General features: G+C 74.4%; 16 protein-coding genes. 10 read left to right on the top strand and 6 right to left on the bottom strand.

The features are described 5' to 3' along the window. The first annotated feature begins 10 nt into the window (after nt 1-10). On the top strand, nt 11-1,519 hold the full coding sequence (locus A6A27_RS37980; RefSeq protein WP_073839496.1) for a glycoside hydrolase family 3 protein: 1,509 nt from the start codon (nt 11-13) through the stop codon (nt 1,517-1,519). Between the two features lie 39 nt (nt 1,520-1,558). Here A6A27_RS37980 and A6A27_RS37975 read toward each other — a convergent pair whose 3' ends face one another. Further along, the gene (locus A6A27_RS37975; protein WP_073839495.1) at nt 1,559-1,846 is read right to left on the bottom strand and encodes a GNAT family N-acetyltransferase; all 288 of its coding nucleotides are present in this window, start codon (nt 1,844-1,846) and stop codon (nt 1,559-1,561) included. Continuing rightward, the gene (locus A6A27_RS37970; RefSeq protein ID WP_073839494.1) at nt 1,846-3,069 is read right to left on the bottom strand and encodes a cysteine desulfurase-like protein; all 1,224 of its coding nucleotides are present in this window, start codon (nt 3,067-3,069) and stop codon (nt 1,846-1,848) included. The genes A6A27_RS37975 and A6A27_RS37970 overlap by 1 nt, the downstream gene beginning before the upstream one ends. Nucleotides 3,070-3,144: 75 nt before the next feature. On the opposite strand from A6A27_RS37970, the gene A6A27_RS37965 reads away from it, so the two are divergent. From A6A27_RS37965 to A6A27_RS37935, 7 genes are all read left to right on the top strand, one after another. Continuing rightward, the gene (locus A6A27_RS37965) at nt 3,145-3,510 is read left to right on the top strand and encodes a hypothetical protein (protein ID WP_073839493.1); all 366 of its coding nucleotides are present in this window, start codon (nt 3,145-3,147) and stop codon (nt 3,508-3,510) included. A 63-nt stretch (nt 3,511-3,573) separates the two neighbouring features. Continuing rightward, complete coding sequence (locus tag A6A27_RS37960; protein WP_073839492.1) at nt 3,574-4,395, top strand: DUF1206 domain-containing protein; 822 nt, start codon at nt 3,574-3,576, stop codon at nt 4,393-4,395. 75 nt (nt 4,396-4,470) lie between these two features. Further along, complete coding sequence (locus A6A27_RS37955) at nt 4,471-5,667, top strand: mechanosensitive ion channel family protein (RefSeq protein WP_073839491.1); 1,197 nt, start codon at nt 4,471-4,473, stop codon at nt 5,665-5,667. Between the two features lie 298 nt (nt 5,668-5,965). Next, a complete protein-coding gene (locus A6A27_RS37950) occupies nt 5,966-6,400 on the top strand; it encodes a phage holin family protein (protein ID WP_073839490.1) in 435 nt (144 codons plus the stop codon). Beyond that, nucleotides 6,397-6,759, top strand: a complete 363-nt coding sequence (locus tag A6A27_RS37945) for a DUF3618 domain-containing protein (protein ID WP_073839489.1) — start codon at nt 6,397-6,399, stop codon at nt 6,757-6,759. Before A6A27_RS37950 ends, A6A27_RS37945 begins: the two co-directional genes overlap by 4 nt. Then, the gene (locus tag A6A27_RS37940; protein WP_073839488.1) at nt 6,756-7,028 is read left to right on the top strand and encodes a DUF4235 domain-containing protein; all 273 of its coding nucleotides are present in this window, start codon (nt 6,756-6,758) and stop codon (nt 7,026-7,028) included. The genes A6A27_RS37945 and A6A27_RS37940 overlap by 4 nt, the downstream gene beginning before the upstream one ends. Nucleotides 7,029-7,318: 290 nt before the next feature. Next, nucleotides 7,319-7,522, top strand: coding sequence for a cold-shock protein (locus A6A27_RS37935; RefSeq protein WP_011905669.1), 204 nt, complete (start codon nt 7,319-7,321; stop codon nt 7,520-7,522). Between the two features lie 92 nt (nt 7,523-7,614). Here A6A27_RS37935 and A6A27_RS37930 read toward each other — a convergent pair whose 3' ends face one another. Together A6A27_RS37930 and A6A27_RS37925 are read right to left on the bottom strand one after the other, a co-directional pair. After that, entirely contained in the window at nt 7,615-7,812 is a 198-nt protein-coding gene (locus A6A27_RS37930; protein WP_073839487.1) for a hypothetical protein, read from the bottom strand. Between the two features lie 91 nt (nt 7,813-7,903). Beyond that, nucleotides 7,904-8,887, bottom strand: a complete 984-nt coding sequence (locus tag A6A27_RS37925; RefSeq protein WP_073839486.1) for an aldo/keto reductase — start codon at nt 8,885-8,887, stop codon at nt 7,904-7,906. Between the two features lie 84 nt (nt 8,888-8,971). Between A6A27_RS37925 and A6A27_RS37920 the strand changes: the two genes are divergently transcribed. Together A6A27_RS37920 and A6A27_RS37915 are read left to right on the top strand one after the other, a co-directional pair. Further along, a complete protein-coding gene (locus A6A27_RS37920) occupies nt 8,972-9,802 on the top strand; it encodes a trans-aconitate 2-methyltransferase (protein ID WP_073839485.1) in 831 nt (276 codons plus the stop codon). Then, nucleotides 9,799-10,824 carry an adenosine deaminase gene (locus A6A27_RS37915; RefSeq protein ID WP_073839484.1) on the top strand — a complete coding sequence of 342 codons (1,026 nt, stop codon included), beginning with the start codon at nt 9,799-9,801 and terminating at the stop codon, nt 10,822-10,824. Before A6A27_RS37920 ends, A6A27_RS37915 begins: the two co-directional genes overlap by 4 nt. A 249-nt stretch (nt 10,825-11,073) precedes the next feature. On the opposite strand, the gene A6A27_RS37910 is transcribed toward A6A27_RS37915, so the two are convergent. Together A6A27_RS37910 and A6A27_RS37905 are read right to left on the bottom strand one after the other, a co-directional pair. After that, complete coding sequence (locus A6A27_RS37910; RefSeq protein WP_083673190.1) at nt 11,074-12,462, bottom strand: HAMP domain-containing sensor histidine kinase; 1,389 nt, start codon at nt 12,460-12,462, stop codon at nt 11,074-11,076. Between the two features lie 29 nt (nt 12,463-12,491). Then, the gene (locus tag A6A27_RS37905; RefSeq protein ID WP_073839483.1) at nt 12,492-13,181 is read right to left on the bottom strand and encodes a response regulator transcription factor; all 690 of its coding nucleotides are present in this window, start codon (nt 13,179-13,181) and stop codon (nt 12,492-12,494) included. Between the last annotated feature and the right edge of the window lie 60 nt (nt 13,182-13,241).

The following is a 13,241-nucleotide window of genomic DNA, read 5'->3' as shown; positions in this document are numbered from 1 at the left end:
GGGGGTACGTGTGAGCGCGCGGATCGAGGGAGCGACCGGAGACCTGGCGGGTCTCGCCGCGGCCGTCCTGCAACCCGGATTCGTCGGCACCACCCCGCCGGCCTGGATCCGCCGGTGGCTCGGCTCGGGGCTCGGCTCGGTGGTCCTCTTCGCCCGCAACGTCGTCGACCACGACCAGCTCGCCCGCCTGACCGCGGCGCTGCGTGCCGAGCGGCCCGACGTGATCGTCGCGATCGACGAGGAGGCGGGGGACGTCACCCGGATCGAGTCCGCCCGGGGCAGCTCGCGACCCGGCAACTTCGCCCTCGGCGCGGTCGACGACCCGAAGCTGACCGAGGAGGTCGCCCGCGATCTGGGCGCCGAGCTGGCCGCCCTGGGAGTCAGCCTCAACTACGCCCCGGACGCCGACGTCAACTCCAACCCGGCCAACCCGGTCATCGGGGTCCGCTCGTTCGGCGCCCAGCCGGCCCTGGTGGCCCGGCACACCGCCGCCTGGGTACGCGGACTCCAGGCCGGCGGGGTGGCCGCCTGCGCCAAGCACTTCCCCGGTCACGGCGACACCCACGTCGACTCGCACCACGACCTGCCCCGCATCGACGGCGACCGGGCCCGGCTGGACGCGGTCGAGCTGGCCCCGTTCCGGGCGGCGGTGGCCGCCGGGGCGCAGGCGGTGATGACCGGGCACCTGCTGGTGCCGGCGCTGGACCCGGAGCTGCCGGCCACGCTGAGCCCCCGGATCCTCGGCGGGCTGCTCCGCGATGAGCTGGGCTTCCAGGGGGTGGTGGTGACCGACGCGGTGGAGATGCGGGCGGTCGCCGACCGCTACGGCTTCGCCGGGGCGGCCGTGCGCGCCCTCGCCGCCGGGGCGGACGCCATCTGCGTGGGTGGGGAGCGGGCCGCCGAGGCGGACGCGGCGGAGCTGCGCGACGCCATCGTCGCCGCGGTGGTGGCCGGCCAGTTGCCCGAGGAACGCCTGGCCGAGGCGGCGAAGCGGGTCGGCCAGCTCGCCGCCTGGACGGTCGCCGCCCGCGCCGACCGGCCGCCGGTGCTCCACGCCGGCAGCGCCTCGGCGATCGGGCTGGCCGCCGCGCGCCGGGCGGTGCGCGTGGTCACCGGGGCGGCCGGGGCCGGGGTGCTACCGCTGGCCGGACCGGCGCACGTGGTGGAGTTCGCCCCGCCCCGCAACATCGCCATCGGCGCGGAGACCCCGTGGGGGATCGCCGCACCGCTGACCGCGCTCGTCGCCGGCACCACCACCGTCCGGTACGCCGAGGACGACACCCCGGCCGATCCGACCGGCGCGGCGGTCGGCCGCCCCCTGGTGCTGGTGGTGCGGGACCTGCACCGGCACGACTGGATGCGGGCGGCGGTGGACCTCGCGCTGGCGGCCCGCCCCGACGCGGTGGTGGTCGAGCTGGGCGTCCCCGAGCTGGTCACCGGCGCGGTGCACGTGGCCACCCACGGCGCCACCCGGGCGGCCGGGTACGCCGCCGCCGAACTCCTCGCCGGCGCCCGCTGACCTGGGCGCGGCCGGGCCGGCCATCCCCCCGGTCGGGGCCTACGGCGCGGCGACCACCAGATCGGCGTACTCGGTATGGCGCTCGATGAACCTGGCGACGAAGGCGCACTGCGGCACGATGCGGTCACCGCGCTCGCGGAGCTGGTCCAGGGTGCCCCGGACCAGCGCCTCGCCCACGCCCATGCCCCGGTAGCGCTCGTCCACCTCGGTGTACGTCAGGACCAGCACGCCGTTGCGCGGCAGGTACGCGGTGAACCCGGCCAGCGCGTCGTCGACCAGGATCTCGAACCGACGCTTGGCGGGGTCGTCCTCGACCAGGTAGCTCACTAGCCCATTGTCTCCCCGGCGTCGGCCATCCGGTCCAGTTCGGCCAGCAACCGGTCCACCTCCTCGGCCGTGTTGTAGTGGTAGACGCTGGCCCGGACCGCGCCACCGCTGTCCCGCAGCCCCATCGTTTCGAAGTACTCGTACGCGTAGTAGTCACCGGAGGAGAGGCAGACGCCGGCCGCGCCCAGCGCCGCCGCCGTCTCCGCCGGGCCCAGCCCGGCCAGCCGGAACGACACGGTGGGGCAGCGCCGGGCCGGGGAGCCGTACACGGTGACCGCCGGCCGCTCGGCCAGCCCGGCGAGCAGCCGCTCGAAGACCGCCTCCTCATGGGCCTGGGCGGCGGCCAGCCCGGCCCGGACCCGGTCCCGGCGGCTGCCGGTCGCCGTGGGGTCCAGAGTGGCCAGGTGGTCCACGGCGGCGGCCACCCCGGCCAGCAGCGGGAAGCTCGGCGTGCCGTACTCGAACCGCTCCGGAACAGCGTCGGAGGAGGGCAGCAGCTTCGCCGGCCGCAGCGCCGCCCAGCGGTCCGGGTCGGCGACCATCGCCGCGATGTGCGGCCCCGACCACTTGTAGGCGCTGGTGACCAGGAAGTCCGCGCCGAGCGAGGTCAGGTCGGTGGGGCCGTGCGGCACCGCGTGGACTCCGTCCACGCAGACCAGCGCGCCGGCCGCGTGCGCGGTCTTGGCGATCGCCGCGACGTCGGGCACCGTGCCGATGGCGTTGCTGCCGGCGGTCACCGCGACCAGCCGGGTGCGCTCGCCGACCAGGTCGGCGTACTGGCCCGCGGGCAGCTCGCCGGTCGCCGGGTCGAACTCGGCCCAGCGCACGGTTGCCCCGGCGGCCTCGGCCGCCTGCACCCACGGCCGGACGTTGGCGTCGTGGTCCAGCCGGGAGACGACCACCTCGTCGCCCGGCCGCCAGCCCGCGCCGAGGGTCCGGGCCAGGGTGTACGTCAGCGCCGTGGCGCTCGGCCCGAGCACCACCCCGTCGGGCTGGGCGCCGAGCAGGTCCGCCACCGCCGAGCGGGCGGCGGCGACCAGCTCCAGCGACCGCCGGCCGGGCTCGAAGGCGCTGCTCCGGTTGCCCGTCGCGGCCCGCATCGCGGCGGTGACCGCGTCGATCACGGGCTGGGCGGTCTGGGTGCCGCCGGCACCGTCGAAGTGGGCGAAGCCCTCGGTCAGCGCGGGGTAGGCGGCCCGGGTGCGGGCGATGTCGAACGGCATGGCGGGACCCTAACGCCCGCCGGAAACGATCACACGCCGGTGGCGGCGTGGCGATCGTCTCGTACCCTTGGCCCGGTGACGAACCGACACGTTTCCCCCGCACTGACCCCCGTCCGCCGCGCCGGCGGCCTGCTGGCCGGCCTCGCGCTCGGCGTCGCGCTGCTGGCCGGCTGCAGCTCCGAGGGCGCCTCCACCGACTGTGGGCTGGACGCCTGCACGGTCACCTTCGACCGGGGTGTCGAGGCCAGCGCCAGCATCCTCGGCGTCGAGGCCAAGCTGGTCGGCGTCCAGGGTGACCAGGTGACCGTGGAGGTGGCCGGGGAGCAGCTCTCGCTCACCACCGGCCAGCAGACCACCGAGGCCGGCGGCTTCCAGGTGAGCCTGGACAGCGTCACCGCCGACCAGGTCGCCATCCGGGTGGCCCGTAACCCCAACGGCTGACCGTCGGCCACCGACGGTGGTGGCCGACGTTTGGAGATCATGGCGGCGGGAGATTGTGCCGCCATGTCACTCACCCGGAACGCCGGCGCCACCGCCGCCCGGGCCGCCAACAGCCGGTGGCTCGAACTGTTGACCCGGGCCGGCTTCGTCGGCTACGGGATCCTGCACCTCCTCTTCGCCTGGCTCGCGCTCCAGATCGCCTTCGGTCACTCCGGTGAGGAGGGCAACCAGAACGGCGCCCTGCGCACCCTGGGTGCCCAGCCGCTCGGCAAGTTCCTGCTGGTGGCGATCGCGATCGGCCTGTTCGCCATGGCCATCTGGCAGGCGTTCGAGGCGGCCATCGGCCACCGGGGCCTGCGCGGCCGGGACCGCCTCTTCGAGCGGATCGCGTCCGTGCTGCGTACCGTCGTCTTCGGCTGGCTGGCCTGGACCGCCGTCAAGGTCTTCCAGGACGCCAGCGCCAACGCCGCCGACCAGCAGCAGGCGCTCACCGCGAAGCTGATGGCCGGCACCGGCGGCCGCTGGGTGGTCGGCCTGGCCGGCCTGGTGCTCGCCGCCGTCGGCGTCGGCATGATCGGGTACGGGCTGAAGAAGAAGTTCGAGCGCAATCTCAAAATCGGGCAGCTGACCCCGAGGGCGCACACTCTGGCCCGCCGCCTCGGCATGGCCGGGTACGCCGCCCGGGGCGCGGTCTTCGCCATCGCCGGCCTGCTGATCGTGGTGGCCGCGGTGAAGTACGACCCGGCGAAGGCCCGCGGCCTCGACGCCGCCCTGCGTACCCTGCGGGACCAGTCGTACGGGCCGGTGCTGCTCACCCTCGCGGCGCTCGGCATCGCCGCCTTCGGCATCTACTGCTTCCTCCAGTCCCGGTACCGGCGGGTCTGATCCTGGTCGATACGGGGGCCGTCGGGCATTATGGGCCCTTTGCCCGAGCATGCCCGGCTGGAGGGAGAGAGATCCGTGCAGAGTTACGTCGGAACGGCCGTTGCCGCGATCGCCGCGGCGGCGGCCGCTCTGCTGCTGGTCGAGGTGGTGCACCGGGTGGCCCGCCGGCTGGGCCGGCGCTCGGTGCTGATAACCGAGCTCACCGAGCACTCGCACCGCCCGTTCCAGGTGGCCGCGACCGTGTTCGCCGGGCAGCTCGCCGTCCGCTTCGGCACCCTGTACGCGGTCGGCAGCCCGTGGCGTCAGGTCGTCCTGCACGTCCTGGTGCTGGCCCTGATCGTCGCCGCGGCCTGGCTGGTCGCCTCGCTGCTGGTGGTGATCGAGGACACCGCGCTGGCCCGGTTCCGGGTGGACGTGCCGAACAACCGGCACGCCCGCCGGGTGCGGACCCAGGTGGTGATGCTCCGCCGGCTCACCATCGCGGTGATCGTCATCCTGACCGTGGGCGTCATGCTGATGACGTTCCCCGCGGTCCGGGGCATCGGCGCCGGCGTGCTGACCTCCGCCGGTGTGGCGGCCGCGGTCGCCGCGCTGGCCGCCCAGAGCCTGCTGGGCAACGTCTTCGCCGGCCTCCAGCTCGCCTTCAGCGACGCGGTACGCCTCGACGACGTGGTGGTGGTCGAGGGGGAGTGGGGCCGGATCGAGGAGCTGACCCTCAGCTACGTGGTGGTGCAGATCTGGGACGACCGGCGGTTGATCCTGCCCACCTCGTACTTCACCCGCACCCCGTTCCAGAACTGGACCCGTACCGAGGCGGCCGTGCTCGGCACCGCCGAGTTCGACGTGGACTGGGCGATCCCGGTCCAGGCGATGCGGGAGGAGCTACGCCGGCTCTGCGAGAGCACCGAGCTGTGGGACGGCCGGGTCTGCGTACTCCAGGTGACCGATGCCACCGGCGGCATGGTCAAGGTGCGGGCCCTGGTCAGCGCCGCCGACGCCGGCAGCCTGTGGGACCTGCGCTGCATGGTCCGCGAGCACCTGGCGGCCTGGGTACGCGACCAGCGCCCGGCCGCGCTGCCCCGGCTGCGTACCGAGGTGGGCGACGCCTCCGGCGCGCTGCCGTGGCAGGCGGTGCGGTCCCGGCGACCGGCCCCCCGGCTGCCCGACACCGACGTGCCCGACGACGCCCGGGTCTTCGGCGGCAGCGACGACGGCGAGGCCCGCAGCGAGGTCTTCGTCGGCCCCGAGGAGCCCGTCGACGCCCACCGCTGACCGGACCGCTCCCGGAGCGCCCGGTCGCCCCCGGCACCGGGGGCTCCCGCGCGTCCGCGGGCGGCGACCCCGGTGCCAGGGGCAGCCACCGGGGCGTCGCCTCCGCGCAACACATTCCGCCCGCCGCGTTTGTCCGGCGCGTTTCGGGGGACCCGCGGCGCACGCCCCGGCTCGGGCTCGCCATCCCGGCGGCCCGACGTCCGATGGTGCACGGCCGGGCCGACCGGCCGTTCTCCGCGCAGGATTGACGGGCGGCGACTCCGGGCATACAGCGCGGGGATGATGAAAGGAGGACAGCATGGCTGACGTCGCGAGTCGCAGCACGTCCCGGAACGGGAGCGAGCCGTCCACCGCGGAGCTCATCCAGCGAGCCACCGAGCAGGTCTCCCGCCTGGTCCGGGACGAACTGGCGCTGGCCCGGGTGGAACTCACCCGCAAGGGCAAGCACGCCGGCATCGGGATCGGCCTGTTCGGCGGCGGCGGGGTGATGGCCCTCTACGGCGCGGGGGCGCTGGTCGCCACGGTGATCCTGGCGCTGGCGCTGGTCCTGCCCGCGTGGCTGGCCGCCCTGATCGTGGCGGTGGCGCTCTTCCTGCTCGCCGGGATTCTCGCCCTGGTCGGCAAGACGCAGGTCAGCCGTGCCGTCCCACCGGTGCCGGAGGCGACGGTCCGCAGTGTCCGGGCGGACGTCGACACCGTCGCCGCCGCGGTGAAGGACGGGAGACGGGGATGACCGGCAACGGACGCGGCGATGTGGAGGCGCTCCGTGAGGAGATCCGCCGCACGCGGGTGGAACTCGGTGAGACGATGGAGCTGCTGGCCGCCCGGGCCGACGTGAAGGCCCGGCTGCGGGAGTCTGCCGAGCAGGCGAAGGGGCGCGTGCGCGAGCAGGCCGCCCAGGCCGTGGCCCGGGTGCGCGGACAGGCGACGGCGAAGTCCCGGTTCGCCCGGGAGCAGGCGGCCGGAAAGGCCCGGATCGCCCGGGCCCGGGCGTCCGGGAAGGGCAGGGCGGTCGCGCCCTGGGCGGCCGTCGCGGCCGGCGCGGTGGCGACCGTGGTGGTGCTGCTGATCGTGCGCGGGAGGCGTAGGTGAGCAACAGGATCGGCAAGGTGGCGTACAAGCCCGTCGGGGTGCTGCTCGGGGTGGCCGCCGGTACGGTCGCCGGGGCCATCTTCCGGCAGGTCTGGCGGATCACGGCGGGCGAGGGCGACGCGCCGAGCGCCACCGACGAGGAGCGGGGCTGGGGCGAGATCCTGGCCGCCGCGGCGTTGCAGGGGGCCATCTTCGCGGTCGTCCACTCGGCGGTGGCCCGGGGCGGGGCGGTCGGCGTACGCCGGCTCACCGGCCACTGGCCCGACTGATCAGTTACGCACGGCAGGCCCTCTTTTCGCCAGCGCGGGAAGGGGGCCTTTCGCACGGCTCGCACCGCCCGGCCAGTGGACCTTTCACAACCGTCAGGTCACATGTCGGAGAATTTCGTCGGGTAGGCTGTGCAGAGTTTTTGCGTACGTGGTTTGCTGTCTCACGCTGTTGAGAGACGCGTGGGTTGAGAGAAGTCTCCTTCACCGGGGGCCGCCTCAGGCGCCGCTGCTCGAAAACGGCCAACCGGCCGCACGGCGTGCTCGGCCGCCAGTTTTAGAAGGAGATACACATGGCGCAGGGAACCGTGAAGTGGTTCAACGCTGACAAGGGCTTCGGCTTCATCACCGTCGACGGCGGGGGTGCTGACGTGTTCGTCCACTTCTCGGCCATCCAGACCAGCGGCTACCGCACGCTGGAGGAGAACCAGCGGGTGGAGTTCGAGATCGCCCAGGGTCAGAAGGGTCCGCAGGCCGAGCAGGTCCGCCCCCTCTGAGCGACCAGTTGCCGGCCGCGCCGGCCGGCACGAAGCCCCGCTTCCCGCTTCCGGGATGCGGGGCTTTCCGCATCTGGACGCGTTCCTCGGATTCAGGTACGCCGGCGCCGGGCCCGCAACCCGTACCAGAGCACGACGAGTCCGATCAGGACGACGATCGGGCCGATGACCACCCAGATCCGTTCGCCGGTCATCATGCTGCCGTCCACGTAGCCCAGTCCCTGCAGCGTCCAGACCGCACCCAGCACGACGGCCAGCAGCCCCACGGTGAGCCGGAACCAGCCCTTCATCGTTCCCCCTCCGACGACGCCCGCCCGACTCCAGGATGCCCGCCGGCGGCGGTCCGCGGCGACGCCGCGCCGACGCCGCCCACGGGCCGGGTCACCACCGCCCGTGCACCTGCGGCCGGATCAGCTCGTCGTAGGTCTCGCGGACGGCGGCCAGCTCCCCCTCGGCCAGCGGCGGCAGGTCGGCCGCGGCGGCGTTGCGCCGGGCCTGCTCGGCGTTGCGCGCGCCGGGGATGACCACGGTGACGCCGGGCTGGTCGAGGATCCAGCGGAGCGCGAACTGGGCCATCGTCCGGTCGGCGCCGACCAGCGGCGCGAGCCGGCGTACGGCGGCCAGGCCGAGGTCGTAGTCCACCCCGGAGAAGGTCTCGCCGACGTCGAACGACTCGCCGTGCCGGTTGAAGGTGCGGTGGTCGTTCGCGGGGAAGGTGGTGTGCTCGTCGTACCGCCCGGAGAGCAGGCCGCTGGCCAGCGGCACCCGGGCGATGATGCCGACCCCGGCCGCCGCGGCGGCGGGCAGCACCCGGTCCAGGGGCTTGTGCCGGACCGCGTTGAGGATGATCTGCACGCTGGCCACCCCGGGGCGGGCGATGGCGGTGAGCGCCTGGTCGCAGGTCTCGACGCTGACCCCGTACCCGGCGACGCGCTGCTCGGCGACCAGGGTGTCCAGCGCGTCGAAGACCCGGTCGTCGGCGAAGACCGCGGTGGGCGGGCAGTGCAGCTGCACCAGGTCGAGGGTGTCCACCCCGAGGTTGGCGCGGGACCGGTCGGTCCAGGTCCGGAAGTTGTCCAGGGTGTACGCCTCCGGCGTCTGCGGCACCCGCCGGCCCATCTTGGTGGCCACGGTCAGCCCGTGCCCGGGGCGCTCGCGCAGGAACCGGCCGATCAGCTGCTCGCTGCGGCCGTCGCCGTACACGTCGGCGGTGTCCAGGAAGGTGACCCCGGCGTCCACGGCGGCGGCGAGGACGGCCATCGCCGCGCTCTCGCTGACCTCACCCCAGTCGGCGCCGAGCTGCCAGGCGCCGAGTCCGACGATGCCCACCTGCCGGCCGAGCCGGTCGAAGCTGCGCTGTTCCACGCCGGAGAGCCTAGTGAGCGGCTTGCCGGTTCTCGCGGCGGGCCATAGGGTCTAACAAGACGTACGTACGGTTTGGAGGCCGTCATGTGGGATCCCAGCACCTACCTGCGCTATGGCGACGAGCGGTCCCGGCCGTTCCACGACCTGCTGGCCCGGGTCCCGGCGGAGCGGCCCCGCGCGGTCGTCGACCTCGGCTGCGGTCCGGGCACCTTGACCGCGACCCTCGCCGGCCGCTGGCCGGACAGCCGGATCTCCGGCCTGGACTCCTCCGCCGAGATGATCGCGCGGGCCCGCGCCCTGACCCGGGTCCGTAGCCTGGCTGCGGCCGGCACCCTGGCCGAACCGCTCACCTTCTCGGTCGGGGACGTGCGCTCCTGGCGGCCAGAGCCGGACGTCGACGTGGTCGTCTGCAACGCGGTGCTCCAGTGGGTGCCCGGCCACCAGGAACTGCTCGCCCGATGGGCCGCCGAGCTGCCGTCCGGCGCGTGGCTCGCGGCCCAGGTGCCCGGCAACTTCGCCGCCCCGTCGCACCGGTGGCTGCGCGAGGTGGCCGGGCACGACCGGTGGCGGGACACGCTCGCCCCGCTGCTACGCGAGGCGCCCGTCGACGACCCGGTCGACTACGCCGCGCTGCTGGCCGGTGCGGGCTGCGCGGTCGACGCCTGGGAAACTACCTACGTGCACCTGCTTCCCGCCGCCGCGGGCGCGGACCACCCGGTGCTGAGCTGGATGGAGGGGACGGCGCTGCGCCCGGTCCGGGCCGCGCTCGACGCCGCCGGCTGGGCCGACTTCCGTGCCGAGCTCGGGGTGCGGCTCGCGCAGGCGTACCCGGTGCGGCAGGGTCAGGTGTACTTCCCGTTCCGCCGGATCTTCGTGGTCGCCCGTACCGGCGCCCGCGGCGAGGAGAATCTGTGACCGACCTGCCCACGTTCATCGCCGGACTGCCCAAGGTGGAGCTGCACGTGCACCACGTCGGCTCCGCCTCCCCCCGGATCGTCGCCGAGCTGGCTGCCCGGCACGAGGGACGCAGCCCGGTCCCGGCCGACCCGGATCGGCTCGCCGACTACTTCGCCTTCCGCGACTTCGCTCACTTCGTCGAGGTCTACCTCAGCGTCGTGGACCTGATCCGCGATCCCGAGGACGTCTGGATCCTGACCCATGAGGTGGCCCGCGAACTGGCCCGGCAGCAGGTTCGGTACGCCGAGCTGACCGTCACGCCGTACTCGCACGTGCGGCGGGGGATTCCGGCACCGGCGTTCTGCGAGGCGATCGAGGACGCCCGCAAGCGGGCCGAGGCGGACTTCGGCATCGCGCTGCGTTGGTGCTTCGACATCCCGGGGGAGGCGGGGCTGCCGGCCGCCGAGGAGACCCTGCGGATCGCGCTGGAGCAGCGGCCGGACGGGTTGATCAGCTTCGGCCTGGGCGGGCCGGAGATCGGGGTGCCGCGGCCGCAGTTCAAGCCGTACTTCGACCAGGCGCGGGCGGCCGGGCTGCGCTCGGTGCCGCACGCCGGCGAGACCACCGGCCCGGAGACCGTCTGGGACGCGCTGCGGGAGCTGGGCGCGGAGCGGATCGGCCACGGCGTCTCCGCCGCGCTCGACCCGGAGCTGCTCACCTACCTGGCCGAGCGGCAGATCCCGTTGGAGGTGTGCCCCACCTCCAACGTCCGCACCCGGGCGGTGGCGAGCATCGAGGAGCACCCGCTGCCGCAGTTCGTCGAGGCCGGGGTGCTGGTCACCGTCAACTCCGACGACCCGCCGATGTTCGGCACCACCCTCAACGACGAGTACGCGGTCGCCGCCCGGCTGCTGCACCTCGGCCCGGACGGGCTCGCCGCGCTGGCCCGTAACGCGGTCACCGCCGCGTTCCTGGAGCCCACCGAGCAGGCCCGGATCGGCGGCGAGATCGACGCGTACCTGGCGACCACGGTGCGCTGAGCGCACCGGCCGCGGTCAGGCCAGGCCGGGATGCGGTGCGAGGCGACGGGGGGGTGGCGCGCGACGGGAGCGGATGTGGGGGGACCGACTCCCGCCGCGCGCACGGCCCCACCGGCCGGATGGTGTGACGGGGCGTCCCGGCCGACGGAACTGATGGGTTCGGCTTCTGATCCTGGCAGCTCACGAGGGCAAGTCGACCGCCGTTAATCCAGTCCTAAGGAAGACTTGCGCCGGCGCACAACCAGCGCCTCAGCGCGGGCGCCGCCAGCGGCGGCCGGTCTTCTGCTCCCGGGCGTCCCGCGCCATCCGCCCCACCAGGCCGAACCGGTTGACCGGCCGGGGCGTCGCCTCCGGGTCGGCGAGCAGCATCACCACGCTGGCCCCGCCGAGCCGGGCCCGGTCGATGCTGACCGACCCGTTGGCCTGCAGCGCCACCCGCTTGGCGATGTCCAGCCCCAGGCCGGTGGAGCCCTGGTCGCTGGCGCCCCGGCGCAGCGCCCGGTCGGGGTTGGCGATGCCCGGGCCGGCGTCGTCGATGCGGAGCGCCACCCACCCGTCCCGCCGGCTGACCGCCACCTCGAAGGCGGTGCCCTGTGGGGTGTAGCGGAAGACGTTGCCGATCACCGCGTCGAGCGCGGCGGCCAGCTCGGCCCGGGGCACCGGGACCGGGATGCGCAGCTGCGCCCCGACCACCCGGTGCGGGCGGTTCTGGTCGCCGGCCAGCGCCGCCCAGAAGACCATCCGGTCCCGGACCACCTCGCTGGCGTCGCAGGTGGCCGGGCCGGTCTCCTGGCTGACCGCCTTGCGGGTCGTCTTGATCAGCTGGTCGACCTCGCCCTCCAGCGTGGCGATCGCCTGGCGGATCCGCCGGATGCCCCGGCGGCGGTCCAGCTCCGCCGCGCTGAACGTGCCGATGCTGGTGTCGTCGGACTCCAGCGCCTCGGCGTCCAGTCGCAGCGCGGTCAGCGGGGTACGCAGCCGGTGGGACAGGTCGGCGACGAGTTCGCGCTCGTCGGCGCGGAGCGCGACCAGGCGCTCCGCCATCCGGTTGAACGCGTGCCCGGCCTCGGCCAGCTCCCGCGGGCCGGTCGGGTCGATCCGTGCCCCGAGGTCACCGTCGCCGACCGCGAGCGCCGCCTTGACCAGTTCGCCGGTGGCATCCACCGCGCGGGCGGCCACCCGGTCGACCACGATCACCGCGGCCCCGACCAGCGCCACGGCCACCGCGAACAGCAGCAGCCACCGCTCGACGGAGCCCTCGTCGAGCACCGTCTCGGGGACGAAGACCTCCACCACGGCGATCTTGTCGCCGAGCACCACCGGGTCCAGCCGCAGCACGCCGCCGGGCACGTCGATGACCACCGAGCGGCGTCCGGTGCCGGCCCGGTCCAGCGCCGTGGCGTCGGCCCGGCCGCCGGACTCGTCCACGCCGATCCCGTGTACGACCGGCCGTGGCGTGCGCTCGTCGCCGGCCGCGGCCACCGCCCGCCGGACCACCTCCGGGTCGGTGCTGGCCGCGAGCGCGCCGGTGACCAGGGCGCTGCGCCGGGCCGCGTCGGCCAGCTTGTCGTCGCGCGCCTGGTCGCCGAGGGTGATCCCGAGCGGAATGAGGAAGGCGAGCGCGACGAGGCAGCACATGCCGGCCGTGAGCCAGGCCAGCGCCGGCCTCAGTCCGGCGCCACCAGCCGGAAGCCGACCCCCCGCACGGTGCGCAGGTAGCGCGGCTTCGCTGCGGATTCGCCCATTTTGCGGCGCAGCCAGTATAGATGAACGTCGATGGTCTGGTCCTCGCCGACCGAGGGCTGCCGCCATACCTCCTCCAAGAGTTCGCGCCGGGACACTACCCGGCCGGGACGCGCGGCGAGATACGCCAGCAGGTCGAACTCCTTACGGGTCAGGGCCAGCGGCTCCCCGTCCAGCACCGCACTGCGCTCGCCGACGTCCACCCGCAGGCCACCCACCGTGTGCACGGCCGGCTGGACGGTACGGCTGGCCCGGCCCGCCCGGCGGAGCACCGTGGTGATTCGGGCGTCCAGATGGGCGCCGGTGAACGGCTTGACCATGTAGTCGTCGGCGCCCGCCCGCAGCAGGCGTACCACGGACTGCTCGTCGTCCCGCGCGGTGGCGATGATGATCGGCACGTCGGTGATCCCGCGCAGCATCCGCAGCGCGTCCGAGCCGTCCAGATCGGGCAGGCCGAGATCGAGCACGACCAGGTCGGGTGTCTCGGCGGCGACCCGGCGCAGTGCGTCCAGCGCCGTGCCGACGGCGTGCACGGCGTGCCCCCGATCGGCGAGGGAACGCAGCATGGCGCCGCGTACGACGTGATCGTCTTCGACCAGGAGGACGGTTGCCACGTCAGCACCGTACTCGGCGTGGCAAGTTGATCGCGTTGCGGCGCATCTGGGAACCGGGCA

It is taken from the genome of Micromonospora sp. CB01531, from assembly GCF_001905095.1.
Classification (GTDB): Bacteria; Actinomycetota; Actinomycetes; order Mycobacteriales; family Micromonosporaceae; genus Micromonospora.
The sequence above is the reverse complement of the archived record's forward strand: the minus strand, read 5'-3'. Positions and strand labels throughout refer to the sequence as shown.